We start from the raw sequence: 21,284 nt of genomic DNA, 5'->3' as shown, positions 1-21,284 counted from the left end.
AGAAAACATTCTCCTTACCTTACTCGAACTATTTTCCAGTTGCGTATCTATAGATTCGTAATCAACGATACATCTGATATTTTATAATACACATCGACCGCTTCATTTTCCTGAAAACTTTGGTTTGATTGAATGACAACAGTTTGCTTGATCGAAGGAATCGACACTCGGAAAAAAGGATAGCCATATTTCATAACTTTATGCTCCACAACTGCCGATAGTCTTTCATTATCTGCTGGTAGCAGTTTGTTAACGGTAGTAAGCTTCAGTTTATTTGCCTGGATAAATTTCCTATTATTGTAAAGACCTTCTGAGAATAATCCAGCAACGGTCGCATTTTCAGGTTGTGAATAAACTTCTTCAGGTGTTGCAAACTGTTGGAATGTACCATCCTTCATCACAGCAATTCGATCACCGATGACCATCGCTTCTTCGCGATCATGAGTGACAAATAATGCCGTAACGCCTTCTTTCTTTAAGAATTCTCTGACCCACTTACGGAGTGAAGTTCGAAGGGGCGGATCAAGGCTACTAAAAGGTTCATCCAACAATAGTAAAGCTGGATTTAAGATTAACGCCCTTGCTAATGAGACACGCTGCTGCTGTCCTCCTGAAATCTCATTCGGATAGCGGTGTGCCAAAGAAGCGATCTCAACCTTTTCTAAAATTCCCAAACCACGTTCAATTCGTTCACTTTTTTTCACTTTAGGTTTTTGATACTTTAAACCATACGTTACATTTTGCAAAATTGTTAAATGAGGAAAAAGTAATGGCTGCTGAAACATCATCACTATGGGCCTTTTTTCCGTCGAACGATTAGTAATATCCTCACCGTTCAGCTCGATCGTTCCAGAAGTACCGCTCGATAACCCCGCTAGACATCTAAGTAGCGTAGACTTGCCACAACCTGAAGGCCCCACTAAACTAATCAATTCCCCTTTTGCCACTGCAAAACTTAAATCTGAAAGAACTTTCTGACCATGATAGGTTTTCGTTAACCGTTTTACTTTCATTAGCATGTATGTCACCTCTCTTATGGTCGTTTCAACACGAGTAAATAACAGCAGACAAATGCTTCAAAACATAGTAAAAAAAGGATAGGTAAGATTGAAAATAACACAGAAAATCCAGCAACAACCGCTTCGTCAGAACTTTTAAAAAAAGGATAATATAACATTGGTAAGGTGAGGACTTTCCCACCACCAATAATCGCTGTTAACACATACTGACTTAATGAAATCACAAAAACAAGGATAGCCATACTTCTTAAGCTAGGTAGCATCAGTGGTAATGTTACCGTCCAAAAAATTTTCCGGCGTTTGATTCCTAACACTAGCGCTTGCTCTTCCCAATTCGTTCCTAACCGGTCAAATCCGGCTTTTAAAACGCGGACAGCGTATGGAAGTGTCGGCATCAAATGGATTAAAATCACACCAATCATCTGATCAGCTAACCCTAATTTAATCATTGATAAATGCATCCCCATCGCGATGGCTAAAACTGGAATTAATATCGGCAACATCACTATCGCTTCGATTATTGTTTTGCCTTTGAAATTGCAACGGCTTAACGATATCGCTGCTGGAACTGCAATAAAAAAATTAAGAAGCACAACAGCTACGCCAACACAAATCGTCATTTTTAAAGCTATAATCAAACTCGGATCACGGAAAATGACTTCCCAAGCCCGAAAATTTAAACTATCCGGCCTCCAATTCGGCCATGTCCAGCCATAACTAACACTTTTTAAAAACATATATAGTAATGGCGCAACAAACAGAAGGAAGCTAAAAACGAGTAACAGTATTTTCCACGTCTTTTTACCTCGCACTGTCACTCTTCCTCCCTTCTGAACGCCCATTTTTGACTCCATTTAAGAGAAACCGACATAATCAAAAACGCTGAAATAAGCGCTGCAATCGATAAGCTAACCATGATTGTTTGTGCTAACGGTCGATTGATCCAAGCAGCTTGGTAGAACCAGTCGTAAGCTAGTACTGGAATCATTTTTGGGAAAGTCACGCCAAGTAAGGCCGGTACTTCAAAGGCACCTAAAACAAATACAAATAAAATTAAAAATATTTCAAGTGATATAGGCCAAATCCACGGCAACTCCACCGATTTAAATACAGCCCAGCCATTGCCACCTAGTGTTCTGCTTACTTCTTCAAACCGAAAATCAATTTCTTGATAAACAGGCAAGAGCATTAAAACGACGAACGGAATCTCCTTCCAAATATACGTTAAGATTACACCAATATAATAAGGGTCATTGACGAAAATAGGGAACTGACTCATATTATTGATCCACCCTATTTGATAAGCCAACGATGAAAACCAGCCACTTGGCGCAAAAAATAGAAAAACAATATACGCTGCAACAAAATGAGGAATCAACATCGGAAACCATGCGATTAACTTCCACTCGTCTCTTTTAAATAAGCGAAACATTGCCCGTGTAAAACAGAGTCCAATGATTAATGCAATGAACGTTGAAATAAAAGCGACCCAGAGACTCATCGCAAGGCCGCTTAAAAATGTTTGATCTTGCCAAAGACGTTGGTAATTTGCAAATACAGGTTCATCTCCAGTCATGACTAAGCTTTCTGTCACGGCTCTGTAAAGCCCATTACCTAAAAATACAGCAATAATAACCAACATCGGAAGTAAATAAAGATAAGGCTTTAGTGACCTTTTTATGCTACTGGACAACTTCATATTCCCATTTTCTGAGGATCCAGTCATGGTACCTAGAATCTAATTCTGCAAGGATATCATCGTTTGAAATGCTCGAAGGGCCTAATACTTTATTTACTTCATCACGCTGTTCATCTGTTAACCTAGAAAGGTCGATGACTGTTCCTTCTCCCCACATTGCAGAGTCCATTTTTTTAATCTGCGCTTCTGGTGAAAGCATAAAATTAATCGCAACCATTGCCGCTGCCGGTTCTGAACTGTTAAATGGAATACTTAAATAGTGAGTGTTACTAATAGACCCAGGTGAGAGAACCAATGTTTTAGTAGAATCAGGGAAAACCCCGTCCTCTATTAAACTCTTAGTTCTATGTTCATTAAATCCCATCGTAAATGCTACCTCACCTTTTGCATATAATTGGTCAAGTTGCGCAAGTGTCTCAGGGTAAGTATTACCATTTCTCCATAAAAATTCTTTAAAAGAACGCAACGTCTCCCAAACTTCCTCTCCACTTATCTCAAGCCAAGATTCATTATAGCTCTCGAGCATCTGCGATTCCTCTACTACGTTATATAAAAAGTGGCGAACAAATGCATTACCAGTAAAGTCTGTTACATTTGGATACGTAAATTTACCTGGATTTCTCTTCACCCATTCCGTAAGTTCTGCTATTGATTGTGGTGGTTCATCAACCAAATCGGTATTATAATTCAAAACGAATTGAACATTGCCCCACGGAGCTTGATAACCTTCAATCTGAGTCCCCATATCGTAGTGAACATATGGAAGTTCTTCACCGATATACATCTGTAAGTTCGGAAGTTGTTGCGCAAATGATCCAAATAAAAGTTCATTATTCTTTGCATTTCTAAAATTTTCGCCGTTAATCCAGATAATATCAACTGTCCCACTTTGTCGTCCTGCTTGTTTTTCTGTCATCAACTTTGAAAGAATATCTTGAATATCCATCGGATAACGATTTAACGTAATATCGTAGTTCTCTTTCAACTTCGGCACGACGTAATCATCGATGTATTGATTTACACCTTGATCACCGCCCCACATATACATTCCTACTTCAGCGCCCTCCGCCATTTCGACAAGTTCATCCCAATCAGTTTGTAAGATTTCTGCCGAATTCACTCCTTCCTTTCCTTCATTTGAATTACAGCCAACCAGGAGGCTTGCTGACATTAACATGGACAAAAAAATTTTTCTCACAACTAAATCACTCTCCCAAAATTTCAATTTAAAAAACAAACTAAATTATTTTAAATCTTTGCGAATTACTTGCCCCATGGGTATAAACCATGAAACAACTTAGGAGCTTTTTATTGCGAAAAACCCCTTACAGTTACCATACAAAATATTATTTAAAGTTTCGTAGAAACATGTCCAACTTCAACTTTCTTCACAGAATCTCCATAAAGCTAAACTTCAATCAGTGGGGGTTTTCCTCCATCCCCCACCGATTGTTAGTTCAACTTATCGGACCTTAAGAGTGGGATAAATGTAAAAAGCGCAAAGCGTCTCAAAACACGCTCAACATGAGATTTCTACCTCTTTTCAAGAAATGAGCAAGCGCCTTAGTCACGAGCAAAAGGCAATGAAAGGCCTTTGTCATAAGCCCCTCTTTGGCTTTCTACGTACTTTCTGCGTCTTCTAGCATAGCCTCTAGTAAAGCTTCCTCGAAGCAGTGTTTTGTGCGACGAGTAACCGCAGGAGCAAAGCTACATGAAGGAAAGCAATGAAGGATTTTCACGCAGTAATTGAAGTTCGTTGCTTGACTGAAGTGATCGTGCTCGTAGGCTCTGGAGCTAGACAGCTTTCCAAATTCAAACTTATCTTTTTAGAAAAGGCGCTCATGAACACATGAGCGCCCGTCGGTGTTGCTTCACTAATTATGGTGTTTGTTTGAACTCATCCATATTAATTCCTTTTCTTTTTGCTATATATTTAGGAATTAAGGAAACTAAGAAAAGAATCACTCCAGCTACAGCAAATTGAAGAAGTAGCTTCATTGAAATTCCCTCTCTAACAATCTGGCCAGCCATATATGCATAGATAAATGCTCCTGGTGCCATTGTGATTAAAGAAACTCCTGTATATTTTAAAAAGTTGAGACTCGTAAGACCGTATGCATAGTTTTGGACGTTATAAGGAAACACAGGGACTAATCTCGTTAAGATTAAAAAACTAATTCCGTTCTTCTCAACACCTTTATCGACTTTGTCAAATATCGGATTTCCTTCAAATTTCTTAACAATCATGTCTCTTGCAACATATTTAGCTATGAGGAAAGCTGCTGCAGCACCAATTGTTGCGCCGATTAGAGAAAGAATTCCGCCAAGCACTGGACCAAAGGTAATTCCTGCAACGATTGTTAACACTGCTGCCGGAAGCATAAAGACAGCAACTCCGATAAAAACTAGAATAAAGATCAAGTAACCCCAAATACCAAATCCAGCAATAAAGTTTTGCATAGCCTCTACATCTTTTAATCTATCAATAACCCCTGTTTGCCATGCGACACCAAAAACAAGTGCGATCGCAGCAACTAATAAGATTACTTTTATAGCAGAGCCGGGTTTTTTTTCGCTCATTAAACTCACTTCCCTATTAATTAGTATTTTCTGTTAACTGAATGATCTCATCGTTTTCATTTTCGTATACTTCATAAGACCACTCAATCCATGATCCATCATAGTTTAAAGCATCCTCATAACCAAGAACTTCCGTTAAAATGAGCCAAGTGTATGCAGAACGAACGCCAGACTGACAGTAAGAAATCGCTGTTTTTTCAGAAGCAAGAACGTCTGCATACAATTCTTCTAACTCTGCTCGTGGTTTAATTGTTCCTTCTTCCGTTGTTGCTTTCGAATATTCAATGAACAAAGATCCTTTAATTTTCCCAGGGCCGAATGCACCACTTAAGGTTCTGCTACCATCTTCCTCACTTTCAGACCTTGTATCAAGAATGATGTAATCATCGTTGTTTACAGCGCCTGCAACAACATCCAATGTTGCATTAAATCCAGCTTCATTAAAATCAGGAGCTTCGTAATTTGTTTCAGGACGATCGCCAATATTAAGTGGATCCCCTGTTTCATAACCTGCGCCAATCCAAACATTTATTCCACCGTCTAAAAGACGTACATCTTCGTGTCCAAGCATTTTAGCTTGCCAAAATACTCGAGCTGAATCGTGTTGATCGTTGGCTGCATACGTAACAATTGTTGTTTCTGGAGTGATCCCAAGCTGACTGAACAACCGTTCCATTTCTTCTTTCGTGTTTGCCATGCCACCAAATGCATACACATCTGTTCCTGAATAATCAGGACGCCACACTTGGAATGAACCTGGAATTGCTCCACCTCTTGCATCCATCGTTCCAATCACGACAACATCTTTCGAAGTATCATCCAACATCGTTTTTAGTTGTTCTGCTGTTACAAAAGCATTTGGATTTGCATATTCACTAATTTTTGCTTCTTGCACCGAGAAGTCAACCTCCCTTACTTCGATTCTAGTCATATACTGATAAATAAAGATTCCTAATACTGCGATAACCACTAAACTTAAACTAATAATCTTTGTTTTCTTATTCATTTGAATCCTCCTCATTAGATGTTTTAAGTTTATTTTTAAATATATTACTGATGAATAATCCTGTTCTTCCTTTCACAAGAACTGATAAACTATGATTTAATAACAGACTTAATCACACATTTAGATTTATAACGGTTAATCCAAGATTTAGCAGGACTTGATAAAACATCTTCAGGAGCGTCACTATTTGCATAAACAACAGGTCCCCAAAGCAAATCAAGAATATGGAAAGCCTTTTTTCCAACTTTCATCATTGAAGAACGGCATGCTGCACAGTAAACGACCACATAGTCACTTTCAAAATCATCTGCTCTTCTTTGCATCACTCGTTTAGCTAAGTCGGGATTGGCTGGTACGATCATCCCACCGAAGCCACAGCACCTCGCATTTTCCTTCGAGTATTCAGTTTCTACGACCTTATAACCAAGTTCATTCATAATCCAACGAATGCCATCTTGTATCTCTTTCTCATAACGTGTTGAACAAGAATCATGGATACCAAACACAACATCACTATCTTTCGCTTTTCCACGCACCTCATCGGGAAGTCCAATTTTAGGTAAAATCGTCCATAACGATTCAACTTCAGTATGATTACTCGTTTCTTTTATCGTTTTAAAGCAGTTTTGACAGGCAACGATTATTTTTTCAATGCCCACACTATCGATATCATTTTGCAGACCAGCAAAACGCTCATAAAACTTATCTTCCTGTCCAAGTGCTTTCGTTCCTTTTCCACAGCACTTTTGGACACCGCCAAGACTTGGATATACTTCTTTTAAATATTGCATTGTTTTCTTAACGCCTTCAGGAGTGTAAGAAGGTAACGAACACCCTGGCATAAAGCCTACATTTTTGCTCATTTTATTTCACTCCCTTCACTTTCGTACAAAAGATTTTTGAAAAACCTAGCTTTTGATGCATTTCAATTGCTTTATGGCCTTTCATCGGTGATTTCCCTTTGTTATGAATAATGAAGTCCTTTCTCATTGCCATAAATGTCTCTCCGATTTTATAATCATTCGGACAAACATGGGTACAGCCACCACACATATTGCATGAATAAGGGATGATCGGATTAATATCTCCATTTTCAACGAAAGCTCCAAAAATATCTTGTGGACATTCACCATAATCGTTCATCATAATACATTCGGTCATACAAAGTTTACATTCACATCTTAAACACCGCGAAGCTTCTTGGATCGCTTGCTCTCTCGTATAACCTAAATCATATTGTTTAAAATCCCTTTTTCGCTCTTCAGCCGGTCGATGGTTTCCAGAAGTTCTCGGCAAGTTTTCTGTTCCTTTTCGAAGAGGTACATTTAAGTTGGTAGAAAAACTGTATTCTGATTTAAAATTTCGGCCTTGTCGCAAATCTTTATTTTCAATATATCTATCTACTGATTTTGCTGCTTTTCTACCTAATGCCATCGCTTCAATAACAATGACCCCACCGCTCGCATCACCTGCGACAAAAACATCGGGAAGTTGCGTTGCTAATGTTTCTGGGTCAACGATATAACGACCACCACCTTTTTGTTCAAGAGCACCCTCAGTAATATCTTCTACAAGCTGTCCTGTCGCAAAAACAACAGTATCTACTTCGATTTCTTTTGTTTCATCTGTGTAAGAAGGATTAAATGTTCCTTCCTTGTCAAACATCGAAGCTACCCTCTTCATTTGAAGTGTTTTGACACGACCGTTCATGTCAGCGATAATTACGTCCGTTCCCCAACCGTTAATAAACTGAACATTTTCTTCTTGAGATTCTTCTATTTCTTCTTTACTTGCAGGTAATTTCTCATATTCTTCTAAACTAATTAAATAAACTTGGTCGGCGCCGATTCTCCACGAAGACCTTGCACAATCCATTGCAACGTCACCACCGCCAATTACAGCAATTTTCTTGCCTGCTTTAGGAAACTTTCGCGTTAAACTAATTTCTTTTAAATATTCTACTGCATGAAAAACACCTTCATGGTCTTTACCAGGTACAGGAGGTTTACTTCCTTTATGAGCACCATGCGCTAAAATAACAGCGTCATATTCATTACGTAATTGTTGGAATAAAATATCTTTGCCTACTTCAATCCCCATTCTAAAACCGACACCTAAGTCTTCAAGGTAACAGTATTCAAAATCAATCACTTCACGAGGTAACCGATACTCAGGGATCCCTACTCTCATCATCCCTCCGCAAACGTCAAGCTTATCGTAAATAACAACATCGTGTCCTGCTTTTCTTAAATCAATAGCCGCTTGTGCCCCAGCAGGACCAGCACCTACAATAGCAACTCGCTTTCCTGATGGGATTGCCGTCTCTCTGTCCCAAAGGTCTTTTGAATCAGCATGCTCTGCAGCAAATCTCTTAAGAGCAGCAATCGAAATCGCCTCACCGAATTCTGTTTCTCGCCGACAATTTGCTTCACAAGGATGTGCACATATTCTCCCTAACGTATTCGGAAGAAACAATTTCTCTCGGATCGTTTCCATGGCTCCTTTAATATCACCAACACCGATTTGCGATACATACTTTTTCACATCTGTATGCATCGGACATGCAGCTACACAATAGGCATCCTCATGACCCATACAGCCATCCGCTACTGTTTTCGCCTGTTCAACTACATTTTGTTTAAACTTCACCAGCTACACCTCTTCACCTGTCTTTGTCAGTTTTTCATTTATTACTTTGTTAAAATCCTTCACATGAATCTTGGAAAGTTGTTAACGTTTCTAACGACTTCCATATAGTGATCACTTACTACATAAGGAAGTAAAAAAATAATAACAAGTAAAATAAGTTCCTTTAACAAACTATATGAACAGACTCCCTTCATAACAGTAATAAATGTGGAGAAACTATGAAGAAAATAGCAACAAATTTCAAAAATCTCTATTCCTATCGGGTTTTAAACTTTTTATATTTTTCTAAAGTAATGTTGTTATAAGAAAGCGCAAGGTGCCCGCCTATCGGCGACAAACACTGGAAGGTCGGCAAGTAGCGGTCTGCTCTTGGACCGCAATCTATGTGCTTCTGCGTCTGACAGCAATGCTTCGAAGTAGGCTTCCTCGAAGCAAAGTAGCATGAAGCATCAGCAAAGAAGCAATCCAGGAAGTCATGAAGTCAGAACCTTGACTGAAGTGATCGAGTCGATGGCGCCTAGAGCTAGACAGTTTCCAAGTTAGAAATTTATAAATTCTGATACTGTAAAAAAACGACACAACTCTTTGCATACCGCAAAAAGCTGTGTCGTTATGTATGTATGTTAGTTGTTGAAGAATAGAAGGACCCACCAACTAATCTTCCTCTGCCAAAAGATAACTAAACTACGAAGCGTAAGTCTTTAAGACTCTTTTTTCTTGTTCTATTATTGGCTTTTTAAAATATTATCAATCAACTGTAGCTCTTCTGAACTAAATTCAAGGTTATTGAGGGCCGCTACATTTTCTTCTAATTGGCTAACTTTACTAGCCCCAATTAAACAAGAAGTGACCTTTTGCTCTCGAAGCACCCATGCAATTGCCATTTGTGCAAGGGATTGATTTCGTTCTTGCGCTAATTCGTTTAATTTTTGTGCTTTTTGAATGACTTCTTCTGTAATATCGCCACTATTTAAAAAGCTATTTGCTTTAGATGCACGAGAATCTGTAGGAACACCGTTTAAGTATCGGTTTGTTAACAATCCTTGTGCAAGTGGAACAAATGCGATACATCCTGCCGCTTCTTCTTGCAGAAGTGATGTTAACCCTTCCTCAATCCAGCGATTAAACATCGAATAAGCTGGTTGATGAATAAGTAATGGTGTTCCTAATTTTCTTAATATATCAATCGCCTGTTTCGTATCCTCTACCCCATAATTAGAAATCCCAACATATAGGGCTTTACCTTGTTTAACGATATGATCAAGTGCCATCATTGTTTCTTCAAGTGGTGTTTCTGGATCTGGTCTGTGATGATAAAAAATATCAACGTAATCCAATCCCATTCTGTTTAAACTTTGATCAAGACTCGAAACTAAGTACTTCCTTGATCCCCAATCACCATACGGCCCTTGCCACATTCCGTAACCAGCTTTTGTAGAAATGACCATTTCATCTCTAAAACCAACAAAATCTTGTCGCAGAATTTTACCAAAGTTTTCTTCTGCCGACCCAGGTGGAGGACCGTAATTATTAGCAAGATCAAAGTGAGTAATGCCTAAATCAAACGCTTTTCTAATAAGCGCACGTCCATTCTCAAAAACATCTTCTCCACCAAAGTTGTGCCATAACCCTAGTGAAAGAGCCGGAAGTTTGATGCCTGATTTTCCACATCGATTATAAACCATTGATTCATATCTTTGCTCATTCGGATGATACCCCACTTTTTATTCCCCCTCAAATTTAAAATTCTAACTTTCACGATAAGATCTATCTCCTTCTCTATAAGGGAGCAGAAAAATCGTTCCTTAGCTCTACAAGCTATTTGAAAACTATACCAACTTACTAGTACTTCCATATGGTTATTTTTTCCAATGGAGATAATAACGTCTGACCCTTATCGATGTCAGTCATTCTTACTTTAATCGAGGAGAATACTTAAGTTAATTTTCTCCTCGATCAAAACGATTCCATCTACTATAATTAATGTTAAACTAAAACTATTTGTTGCTGTATCTAGTGATTTCTTAGCTATATCTTCTTCATTATTTGATTCTTCACCTGATGATCTTCTCCAATACCTGGATCTGCTAGTTGCTCACCATCAATTTTCACGAGCCCCTTTTGCTTCTAGTCTAACATTGCCGATAAAAATGTCATGTGAATTTTCTATAACCACACCTTCAACGGAACCTACTAAAAATTTAAATTCAAATACGTCTGTTGTTGGCATTTCAAATTCATAGCTGAATGTTTGTGGATCTGTTGTTATTTGAATAATCTCTTCAAAATAACGGTGATACCCTCCATCTGCGCCGTTATCTATAACTAATTCTAACTTTCTATCGATAGATGTGTTAACATCAAATTCAATAACATACGTTAATCCTTTCTCTAACGTTAAGTCTTTTTGAAAAAGCAAAATATCCCATGGATTTATTCCGGTATGTTCTATAGATATCTTTGCTTTTCCATTTTCTTCAGCAAAAGATACATTGGATTGCCTATCCCAACCTTGAACATGGCTCTCCCAATTTTTAAGACCAGTACTGAAATCACCATTTTTTAGTGGGAAGTACTTCTCTCTTTCGCCTTCATCAGCACTCATTTCAAATTCATACGTAAATGTTTTCATAGAATTTGTATCTGAAAAAAATCGCAAATATAATTTCTCTAACACTCTTTGTTGAAAAGTCAGTCTTTCGCTTGCATTAGCTTTAGTAATAATGTCTACACCAGTATCAACCATTTCTACTACCCTTTCTCCCTGAAGCACTTTCATAGCAGTTTCAACACTTAAATAACCCATATCATACGGATTTTGTGCTACTGTTCCAGTCAATATCCCTTCTTCTATTAATTCAAGCATTTCATTAATTCCATCTGCTCCTATAACTGGTATGTTAAGACCATATTCCTCAATCGCATCCAAAGCCCCTAATGCCTTAATATCAGTATCAGCAAATACACCTTTTATATTAGGATAATCCTCCAAGATTGTTTCCATTACTTCTTTAACAGGACCAGACTCATTCGGCAAATTAAATGTTTCTATCGCAATTTTGACACGTGCAGCTTCTAAACTAAGTTTTGCTCCTTTTATCCGTTCCTCTGAAATATGACCACCTAGTATAGCCACTTCATTTCCAGGCTGCAGTTGTGTAGCTAATAGCATCCCACCCATTTTTCCTAAATTAATATTGTTCGTACCAATATAAGATGTTTTATTTCCCCAAGCGTTGTCAGTATCTAATAACAATACAGGAATACTATTTGCGTTAAACCCTTCTAATGTTGGAACAATATCAGAGTTGAGGGGAGAGACAATTAATAGATCTGGTTTTTCTTTAAGAATACTTTTCAACAAATCTTTCTGTCCCTCTACATCTCCTAAACTTGCTGCAACAGCTTTTCCATTCACACCAAAATCACTAAAACCTTGTTCTGCTCCAGCTTTTACTAGTTCCCAATATTGAGTATCTAAATCTTTTAAAACAATAACTACTGTTGGCTTTTCGCTAAGGTGTGACTTAAACATCATTCCTATGAGGATGGTTAAAAAGGTGAAAATTATAATTAGAAAAACAGATCTACTTCTCAATATTCATACCTCTTTGTTTTAATTTTTTTACAGCAATAAATATACAACACCATTTAGCTAATGGGAGTTTCCCATTGTATCGGTCAACCTGTTAAAAGGGAATTTTGGAAATTTGCGATATTTGACAACGTACTATTTGTATACATAACTAATACTCTTTCCTTTATATAGGACCTTCCCTTTGAAGGGCAAAGTCTTCAACGTTCTATAAGTTTTTAGAATGATGTTTCTTTCTAATAACTATTTTTTCAACCTAGCTTTTTTCTCCTCAAATTTATTAAATGCTAATAGAGTTATTGACATAAGAACTAGTCCAACTATACCAGGTAAAAAGAGCCCTACGTAAACGGGGAAATATACCAATAGATGATATATAAGGAAAAAGCAGAAACAAATTAATAATACAACATGGATATTAATCATACCCATTAAAAAAGAACGCTTGAAGTATTCGTGAAATTTCAAATTATAATGGACGTATATAGGGAAAAAATAGATAAACGTCACTAAGAAGATCATTCCATTAATAATAAGACCTATCGTTAGAATAACTTGAAGGAAGCTATCTACTAATGGAATATAACTAAACTGAATATATAAAACGATAAATACTAACAAAAAAAAGAGCCCTGCTAAATTTGATTTTAAAAATTCCTTTTTGTACACTTGGAAAAAGGTAGACAGTATTGGTATATCAGTATCTTTTATTAGCCATTTTCTAATAATCGTTAGCAATGCAACTGATGCTGGTGCGACTCCGAAAATCACTAATCCGATGACTGTGAATATAATCCATAATAAATTGATATAAGCAATTTTCATAAACAAATCTAGCCCATAATAAACTTTTCCAATAAATCCTTCCGTTTTCATCTAACCACCTCATATTCCGCCCTTTTTATCTGCGTCATCACACCCACAGATTAATTGTAAATGTATCCTGAATTATTCATATAAAATTGAGAATAAGCTACAATTGCCTATTTAATAAGCTTTTTTATTAATTGGTATTGCACTATAAATGAAAAAAGAATCTATTTCTGTTAAAGTATAATCACCACAAAATAACCAGATAAAGGATTCTTACAATGGCAACTTTACAGCAATTTACATTTAATTTCAATCGTCAGAAAAAATTATCAAATGATGGAGGTGAACCTTCGTCTGATAACGGTGAATTCCTTTTTAGAGAGTAGGATTTTCAAAAACAGTGGCACAGTATTTAGATTTAAAGACGAAAGACACTTTGTTTACTCATATACTAGGAATAGGTGTGTTAGCTTCTCAACCTAGCTTATACATTTAGGGAGTTTATTAGTATACAATCTTGCGAATTGGTTGCGTACCTCTTTGCTTTCCAGAAAAACAAAAGAATATGCAATTCCAAGAATTTTTTTGGAAAATCACTTAAGAAATTCAATATCTAAAGCCAGAGTGAAGAAAAACAAAAAACAATAAAGAAAACTTACGAATTTTTGTTTCATTCATATTCTAAAAACGAAGTATGACTATTTCATAATATATTTAAATGGCCCTTATAACGAAAGTGGATTTTGAAATTAACCGTATGAAAGGTATGGACTGATTAAAGTCTTCATTATTTTTTAAATATATTAAACACATTGGACATTTGAGATTATCCTTATAAAGTATAAGAATGTCTGACCCTTATCGAGGTCAGACATTCTTACTTTAATCCAGGAATACTTAAGTTAATCTTCTTCTGCGTTTAACAATTAAAGCGATTCCACCAAGTACAATTAATGTTAAACCTACTAACAACAAGTTAAAACTATTTGTCGCTGTATCTGGTAATTTATTATCCGTATCTTTTTCAGTTTTTATATCATCTTCTGTTTGATTATCGACTGGGTCAACTGGGTCAGCTGGGTCTTGACCAAATACACCATAGGTCGAAAAATGCGTAACCGTAACAGTTATTGTGTTAGTTTCAGGGTTCATCTCTCCACCAACTAAAGCCCATTCCCCTGTTGTTTCATCTAAATAGTAAATTGCTACTTCTTCAAAACCATCTTCATACCCTAAAGTTAACTCAAATTCGCCATCAAATTGGCCATCACCTAACTGAAGATCTACCTTAATCACTTCTCCTGCTTTGTTAAGACCCTGAGGAGTAGTAAGTAATCCTTCTACTAATGCAACAGAAATCGTTGTATCTGCAGGTAAATTTGCCGGCATCACAATAGAAGTTTTAGAATCTCTTAATTTAACTACATCATTAGCAGATACAGGAATAGTAACTCCTTTGTCAACTATAACAGGATCTACTGGCTCTACGCCTGTTTGATCATCTCCTGGCTTTTCACTACCATACAGGGCTTCTCTTGCACCTTTAACTTCTAATCTAACATTATCAATATAGATATCGTGAGTATCCGAGATAACTTCGCCTACAGAACCTAGTAAGAATTTTAATGAAGTTACGTCAGTTGAAGACATATCAAATTCATATTTAAATGTTTGTGTTTCATTTGTTAATTCAATTTCTTCTGAGAAATAACGATGGTAACTTGCATTCTCGACAATTAGTTCAATTTTTCTATTGATTGATGAAGTTCCATCAAATTGAATTACATATGTTTTTCCTTCTTCTAATGTTAGATCTTCTTGGAAAAACTGAACATGCCAAGTATCATTTCCTGTGTGATCTACGGTAATTTTAGCTTTACCGTCTACTTCAGCAAAAGATGCTTTTGATTGTCCTTCCCAAACACCTTGAACGTGATCGTGCCAATTTTCAAGTCCTGCACCGAAATCACCATTTTTTAATGGGAAGTACTTTTCTCTTTCACCTTTCACTTCTAGTTTCACATTATCAATGAATACTTCATGACTGCCAATATCTTCAGAATTAGCTATTTTTCCTAATAAATACTTCAGGTCAACTGTGTCATCAGCACTCATTACAAATTCATACGTAAATGTTTTCATAGAATTTGTAAGTTCAGCAATATCTGAGAAATATCGGTTATATGCTGCGTTTTCTAAAACTACTTCTACTTTTCGATCTACTGTAGATTTAGCATCAAACTCTAATACATACGTTTGGTTTCCTGAAAGTCTCATACCATTTTGCATTAATAGTACATGCCACGGCTCCCAACCTTCATTCGTAATTGAAGCTTTTAGTTCTCCATCACCGACTTCAATGGTTGCATTTGAAGTACCCGGCTCATGATCTCCTTGTATATGTTTATCCCAACTATCTAACCCACTTGAGAAGTTACCATTTTTAAGCGGAAATGCTTGTTCAAATGATACTCCCGCATTATTATTAGATGTTCTAACCATCTTAACATTATCGATTACAATGTCACTATTATTTCCGCCTAACAAGAATACTAGTTGTCCTTCAACATCTTCCACATTAGGCATGACGAAAGACATCTCTTTTTGTTCCATAGTTGTTGATAACGAAACCACTTGATTACCTGAATAATTTTCGCTACCATCTTTACTTATTAAAGCAACTTTGATATCTCTATCTGCTGTTGCTTTAGCATCAAATGTTACCTTATACTCATCATTTGGAAGTAGATTCATTCCTTTTTGTAATAGTTTAATAGATTCAACGCTTGAACCACCATCAGTAATTGCTAATGCTAGTTCTCTGTCAATTGGATCAACAGAAGCTTTTGCCTCTGCACCATCTGTCTTAAAATGCCAAAATGTCATTCGATCCATTCCACCTTGATCAAATGTTCCATTATAAACATGGTTTCCATTACTTAAAGGACGTTTAGGAGCATCTTCATTGTAAGGGTCTAATGCATCTACTTCTTCCACTACTACATTACCAATCCAAACAGGGTTTGAGTTCAAGCCTAAGTTAAACTCAAGACGTGCACGTGGATCTGTATCATGTTGCATTTGGAAAATCATTTCATACGATTGTACTTCATTTGTTAATGCATAATCCATATTTGGAGAATAAGCAGTCCAACCGCGGTCTGCACCACCGCCGATTTTCACATTGATTTCACGGTCAGTATTAGACTTTGCATCAAAACTTAATTTGTACCATCTACCTGTCCCCATCGTGACGTTTTGAATTAATTGGATTGAATAGGTTTGGTTCCCACCATTAGCGATATCTACTTTTGCGAATTTTTCTCCATTTAACGTATCAACAGAAACTGAACCTGTTCCATTGAACTCCTCTAAATTTAAGAAATTCCAATAATCATAGTTCCATTTACTCTCTACATCATTATTAGTTCTTAAAACAGTAAAACTATTTTCATAATTTGTATCATATACATAATTACCATCAATTGCTTCTTTTGCATCAGTAGGTAATTCTACTGGGTCAAATACTGGCTCAACAGGTTCTTTATAATCACTACCTGTTAATTCATAAACACGAATATAGTCTACAACCATTTCTCCAGGGAAAGGGGTTGTATCATTCGGATTTCCGCCGTACCAACCACCAATGGCTAGATTTAAAATCAAGTAAAATTCTTGATCAAATGGTGCAGGATAAGTAAATTTAGCAGGATTACCAGTGCTAGTTGTGTTCCAGTTATTTAACGTTTGGTATAAGTCATCATTCACATACCAACGAATTTCACCTGGCTCCCACTCAACAGCATAAACATTAAAATCAGTTACATCCTGCCCCTCAGGAAAGTAATAATCTTTTGCTGTATACGTATTGTTTGGCCACTGGCCACCATAGTGAATCGCACCACCGATTTTATGCGGTGTTCCGCCTGCATTTTCCATAATGTCTATTTCCCCAGAGGCTGCCCAACCACCATACACATCATGCTCAGGCATCATCCAAAATGCTGGCCAATAGCCTTGTCCTTCCGGAAGTGACATTTTCGCTTCGAAACGACCATACTTTTGGCTAAACTTACCATGCGAATGAATTTTTCCTGAAGTGTAATGATATGTTCCTGTATCATCAGAAACCGTTTCTTTACGACCTTCAAGAATTAATTTCCCACCCTCAACTCTTACATTATCTTCTTGATACGATTGTAATTCCTCATTACCCCATCCTGGAATAAATGTTCCATCCTCTTGAAAAAAACCATTTCCTGTATCACGTGTCCATTTTGTTTCGTCTAACTTATCTCCTTCAAACTCATCGGACCAGACTAATTTCCATTCATCATTCGCGTTAGAGGTCTCCTCCGCTTTGACAACCATACTAAAATTAGAAGAAATTAACAGAATAACTAACAGCACTTTTAACCATTTTTTTGACATTACTGACTTCCCTCCATATTATATAATAGTCTCTCGACATTAGCTGAGCCTTGCCGTTCAAGTGTTTGCTTGAACCTGGTTTCTTTGTTCCCTCCTAGGTTTTGGGGGTTTTTATTTTATTTCTAAGAGAATTGGAAATCTGGTTTGAATCTGTAAATAATGAACTTATGTAGTCACCCCCTAAAAGTAATTAGCATTCGTATACGCTTAATCTACCTTTTTAATAACTAAACATTAACAGAACGACAAGACAACCAAAGCGCTTTCGAAAATGTTGAAGAAGTATAGTTTATAATTAATTTGATAAAGATACTGAGTGCTAGAAACTAAATGAAGTTATTATATAATCTTGCAAGATTTTGAATTAGATTAAATTAAGAAGATAAAACTTCCGAAAGCGCTTTCGGTTATAATGATTTTTATGCAGGTAAATACGAAAGCGCTTTAGCTAATTATATAATACTCAAACATGCTTGTAAATAGTTTCTTATTTGATAATGTTATTTTTCACCTTAGAAAATGATAAAGTACGCCTCCCAAAAACTAGAAGACGTACCACTTTTATTTAAAATTAATTATAGACTCTTAAACTCTATCCATTCAATTTCCAAATCTGACTTTAAAGACTCTAGATTTAACTGATAAAGTCCTTGTGCAAGTTCAATTTTTACAAGTTTTTGTCTGATCCATTTACCATCTGTACCATTGGTCTGAATCGTCGTTACAAACTCATCATTCAGTGTAAGGTTACAAGCTGTTTGAGCTAAATTTGTTTTCGGTGACATAATCTTGACAATAATACGATACAAGCCAGCCTGTTCTACATTCATAAACGTCGATGCTGAGCGTGATGGCGTAATTCTTGGATTTTCAGATAGCTCTTGCACTTCTTTTGGTGAAAGTGAAGGATCTGCTTCAAACTTCGTGACAGTTTCGCCAAGCTCTTGTTTACGTGAAAATACTGGTGCATGCATTAAGAACTCGCATATATTCATTGCTGCACGTTGTAATTCCCCACGTGTTAACGATCCATCTTTTAACGTTTCAATCGTATTGTCATTTCCAGAGTTGATTTCTGCCCCATAGTTATTGACAACCATGTATAGATCATTTTGTGAACGAACCATGAAGTTCGTATACTCAGTTGATGCTTCTCCTCCAGTTACGACGTCATTCATTTTTGCCCACCAGTCTGTCATCACAATTCCTTTGAAGCCCCATTCCTTGCGAAGAATGGTTGTCACTAAATCGTAATTAGAAGCCGTCCAATGTCCATTGATCGGATTATAAGCCGTCATAATGGAGTTGGCACCACCTTGTTTTACTGCCAGTTCAAACCCTTTTAAGTAAATTTCCCTAACGGCACGTTCAGAAACAACGGCATCTACATTATGTCGTGCTTTTTCTTGGTTATTACAAGCAAAGTGTTTCAGCGTGGCATTTGATCCACCTTTCATAATCCCACGAGTAACAGCTGTCGCAAAAACACCAGTAATCAGTGGATCTTCTGAAAAGTATTCGAAATTACGGCCATTTAGTGGACTACGTCTAATGTTCATCCCAGGCCCAAGTAAAACATCGATGTTATTAGAGACTAATTCTTTTCCTTCCATTACATACAGTTCTTCTACTAAGTCTTTGTCCCAAGTAGCAGCAAGCAATGTTCCGATTGGCACTTGCGTCGACAACGCCCCGCTTTCCATGCGAATTCCTGATGGACCATCTGCTGTACAAGCAATCGGGATACCTAAGTCGAATAAACGATCACTTAGTCCACCAAAGGCTGAAGCTGTTCCTGGTGTCACCAACAGACTACTCATTCCTTCTCCTCTAACAATCGTCGCAAGTTCTTCATCTGATAACTGAGCGATAAAGTCTTCCATGCTAACTTTTTGCTCAAATACATCTCTTAATTTATAGCCTCGATCATCCGTCTGATCTAACGTTTGCGGGAGGTTCTTTTCAATACGTTCAGCTAAACAAATTTTACGTTGCGGAACATCTTCATACGTTACTTCATAAGATCCGTCTTCTTTTAGAGCACCTGGTTTGATTCTTGTAAAACTCTCTACTGGTGCTAACGCTTCTTCTAATTGCTCGATTACTTGCAATTCTTCAACGAAATAACCACTTTCGCCATCGTTCTCAACTTTTTCAACCTTCTTAATACTCGTTCCAACATAAAAGTTGTACCATCCGCTTTCTAATACATAAGCAGAAGGATGGCCAGTGACACCTGCATCGTCGTATGAAGCCATACTGCTCACAGGAAAACTAACGGTAACAGATTGAGATTCTCCTGGCCCTAGTAATGTTGTTTTCGCAAATCCTGCTAACACTTTTGCTGGTTGGCCTAACTTTCCTTGTGGTGCTTCATAATAAACTTGCACAACTTCTTTCCCTGCATAAAATGCTCCAGTGTTTTTAACTGTCACCACGAATTCAACATGGTTTTCATCATCTTTTGTCACAATCTTAGCACTGTCAGTTTCTACCACAAACTCGGTGTAAGATAATCCATAGCCAAATTCAAACTGAACGTTTTCAGGGCAAAACGTCTCAAAATAACGATACCCTACATATATATCTTCTTGATAGTAGTTTTTATGTTCAGCGCCATAATTACGTGTAGACGGATAATCATCAATCGAATAGGCAATTGTATCCGTTAATTTACCACTTGGGGTAACATCGCCAACGATGACATCGGCAGCGGCATTTCCTGCTTCCATTCCTCCTTGCCATACATAGAGAACGGATTGAATCGCTTCAAGGTATTCTTTATCATTCAGCCAAGCCATATCAATAATGTTCGAAACATTTAAAACAACAATGACTTGCTCAAAATTCTTAGTCACTAGTTTAAGCATGTTCTTTTCTTCATTTGTTAACTGATAGCTTCCTGGTTCATCTGCGTTATCCTTATCCTCACCAGCAGTTCTTCCGATTACAACGATCGCTTTCGTCGATTTGTTTTTTGCCTCTGAAACGATTTCTTCTGTTAAAGGCATTTCCTTTTGAAACCATGGCTCAGCTGCCCAGCCACCGCCACCATTATCAAATGGATTTTCCTCTATCCATTTCTCATATGTTGTTGCTAAATCTTCATTGACAGTGACTGTTTTCTTATCTCTAAGTCCTCCCAACAAATTAGTTGTGTACTCAACATTTACACTACCACCTGAACCCGTTCCACTTCGATAAAAATCGATTTGACTTCTTCCAAAAATCGAAATACTTTCTCCATCCTTAATAGGAAGAGTTTGTCCTTCATTTTTCAATAAGACGGCACCGTCAGCCGCAACTTTTCTACTAAATTCGGCGAAACCTTTTAAAGGTACCCCATATGTCTTCTTTTTCATTACATTACCTCCCACTATTTAAGCAATATTGATCAATCAGCTAATTTGTACTAAAAGCATTTGTAGCCATTTCTTCTTCATGTATATTCCTCTTTCTTGATGTTAAATGTTGTCGCTCTACCTAATGAAG

Annotated in this window: 14 protein-coding genes; 1 reads left to right on the top strand and 13 read right to left on the bottom strand. The window is 37.1% G+C overall.

Annotated features, from left to right (window positions below):
- Positions 1 to 47: 47 nt before the first annotated feature.
- From BKP37_RS02765 to BKP37_RS02750, 4 genes are read right to left on the bottom strand one after another with little or no spacing between them, the layout of a single operon-like run.
- Positions 48 to 1,019, bottom strand: coding sequence for an ABC transporter ATP-binding protein (locus BKP37_RS02765; protein WP_084034516.1), 972 nt, complete (start codon positions 1,017 to 1,019; stop codon positions 48 to 50).
- Positions 1,020 to 1,033: 14 nt separating this feature from the next.
- Positions 1,034 to 1,831 carry an ABC transporter permease gene (locus BKP37_RS02760; RefSeq protein WP_245712426.1) on the bottom strand — a complete coding sequence of 266 codons (798 nt, stop codon included), beginning with the start codon at positions 1,829 to 1,831 and terminating at the stop codon, positions 1,034 to 1,036.
- Positions 1,832 to 1,833: 2 nt separating this feature from the next.
- A complete protein-coding gene (locus BKP37_RS02755) occupies positions 1,834 to 2,718 on the bottom strand; it encodes an ABC transporter permease (protein ID WP_071308167.1) in 885 nt (294 codons plus the stop codon).
- Positions 2,702 to 3,916: an ABC transporter substrate-binding protein gene (locus BKP37_RS02750; RefSeq protein WP_245712425.1), complete on the bottom strand. Its 1,215-nt coding sequence runs from the start codon at positions 3,914 to 3,916 to the stop codon at positions 2,702 to 2,704. The genes BKP37_RS02755 and BKP37_RS02750 overlap by 17 nt, the downstream gene beginning before the upstream one ends.
- Before the next feature lie 526 nt (positions 3,917 to 4,442).
- On the opposite strand from BKP37_RS02750, the gene BKP37_RS20640 reads away from it, so the two are divergent.
- Positions 4,443 to 4,571: a hypothetical protein gene (locus BKP37_RS20640; RefSeq protein ID WP_281242985.1), complete on the top strand. Its 129-nt coding sequence runs from the start codon at positions 4,443 to 4,445 to the stop codon at positions 4,569 to 4,571.
- Positions 4,572 to 4,596: 25 nt separating this feature from the next.
- Here the strand turns inward: BKP37_RS20640 and BKP37_RS02745 are convergent, their stop codons facing one another.
- From BKP37_RS02745 to BKP37_RS02705, 9 genes are all read right to left on the bottom strand, one after another.
- Positions 4,597 to 5,298 carry a TVP38/TMEM64 family protein gene (locus tag BKP37_RS02745; protein WP_071308165.1) on the bottom strand — a complete coding sequence of 234 codons (702 nt, stop codon included), beginning with the start codon at positions 5,296 to 5,298 and terminating at the stop codon, positions 4,597 to 4,599.
- Between the two features lie 16 nt (positions 5,299 to 5,314).
- Complete coding sequence (locus BKP37_RS02740) at positions 5,315 to 6,304, bottom strand: sulfurtransferase (protein WP_071308164.1); 990 nt, start codon at positions 6,302 to 6,304, stop codon at positions 5,315 to 5,317.
- A gap of 89 nt (positions 6,305 to 6,393) precedes the next feature.
- On the bottom strand, positions 6,394 to 7,167 hold the full coding sequence (locus BKP37_RS02735) for a heterodisulfide reductase-related iron-sulfur binding cluster (protein ID WP_071308163.1): 774 nt from the start codon (positions 7,165 to 7,167) through the stop codon (positions 6,394 to 6,396).
- Position 7,168: 1 nt separating this feature from the next.
- The gene (locus BKP37_RS02730; RefSeq protein WP_071308162.1) at positions 7,169 to 8,953 is read right to left on the bottom strand and encodes an FAD-dependent oxidoreductase; all 1,785 of its coding nucleotides are present in this window, start codon (positions 8,951 to 8,953) and stop codon (positions 7,169 to 7,171) included.
- 725 nt (positions 8,954 to 9,678) lie between these two features.
- Positions 9,679 to 10,674, bottom strand: a complete 996-nt coding sequence (gene mgrA, locus BKP37_RS02725; RefSeq protein ID WP_071308161.1) for an L-glyceraldehyde 3-phosphate reductase — start codon at positions 10,672 to 10,674, stop codon at positions 9,679 to 9,681.
- 380 nt (positions 10,675 to 11,054) lie between these two features.
- On the bottom strand, positions 11,055 to 12,551 hold the full coding sequence (locus BKP37_RS02720; protein WP_071308160.1) for a substrate-binding domain-containing protein: 1,497 nt from the start codon (positions 12,549 to 12,551) through the stop codon (positions 11,055 to 11,057).
- Between the two features lie 240 nt (positions 12,552 to 12,791).
- The gene (locus tag BKP37_RS02715; RefSeq protein ID WP_071308159.1) at positions 12,792 to 13,424 is read right to left on the bottom strand and encodes a YesL family protein; all 633 of its coding nucleotides are present in this window, start codon (positions 13,422 to 13,424) and stop codon (positions 12,792 to 12,794) included.
- A gap of 834 nt (positions 13,425 to 14,258) precedes the next feature.
- Positions 14,259 to 17,792 carry a carbohydrate binding domain-containing protein gene (locus BKP37_RS02710; RefSeq protein ID WP_071308158.1) on the bottom strand — a complete coding sequence of 1,178 codons (3,534 nt, stop codon included), beginning with the start codon at positions 17,790 to 17,792 and terminating at the stop codon, positions 14,259 to 14,261.
- A 575-nt stretch (positions 17,793 to 18,367) separates the two neighbouring features.
- Positions 18,368 to 21,154, bottom strand: coding sequence for a glycoside hydrolase family 3 C-terminal domain-containing protein (locus BKP37_RS02705; protein WP_071308157.1), 2,787 nt, complete (start codon positions 21,152 to 21,154; stop codon positions 18,368 to 18,370).
- Positions 21,155 to 21,284: the final 130 nt, after the last annotated feature.

The organism is Anaerobacillus alkalilacustris, from assembly GCF_001866005.1.
GTDB lineage: Bacteria > Bacillota > Bacilli > Bacillales > Anaerobacillaceae > Anaerobacillus > Anaerobacillus alkalilacustris.
Note: the sequence above shows the minus strand (reverse complement) of the source record. Positions and strands in the feature narration are given on the sequence as shown.

Bases quoted from the DNA above. Each gene is read 5' to 3' on its own strand.
- BKP37_RS02755 (WP_071308167.1), bottom strand. From the start codon at position 2,718: ATGAAGTTGTCCAGTAGCATAAAAAGGTCACTAAAGCCTTATCTTTAT.
- BKP37_RS02740 (WP_071308164.1), bottom strand. From the start codon at position 6,304: ATGAATAAGAAAACAAAGATTATTAGTTTAAGTTTAGTGGTTATCGCA.
- BKP37_RS02745 (WP_071308165.1), bottom strand. From the start codon at position 5,298: ATGAGCGAAAAAAAACCCGGCTCTGCTATAAAAGTAATCTTATTAGTT.
- BKP37_RS02715 (WP_071308159.1), bottom strand. From the start codon at position 13,424: ATGAAAACGGAAGGATTTATTGGAAAAGTTTATTATGGGCTAGATTTG.
- BKP37_RS02710 (WP_071308158.1), bottom strand. From the start codon at position 17,792: ATGTCAAAAAAATGGTTAAAAGTGCTGTTAGTTATTCTGTTAATTTCT.
- BKP37_RS02705 (WP_071308157.1), bottom strand. From the start codon at position 21,154: ATGAAAAAGAAGACATATGGGGTACCTTTAAAAGGTTTCGCCGAATTT.
- BKP37_RS02735 (WP_071308163.1), bottom strand. From the start codon at position 7,167: ATGAGCAAAAATGTAGGCTTTATGCCAGGGTGTTCGTTACCTTCTTAC.
- BKP37_RS20640 (WP_281242985.1), top strand. From the start codon at position 4,443: ATGAAGGATTTTCACGCAGTAATTGAAGTTCGTTGCTTGACTGAAGTG.
- BKP37_RS02765 (WP_084034516.1), bottom strand. From the start codon at position 1,019: ATGCTAATGAAAGTAAAACGGTTAACGAAAACCTATCATGGTCAGAAA.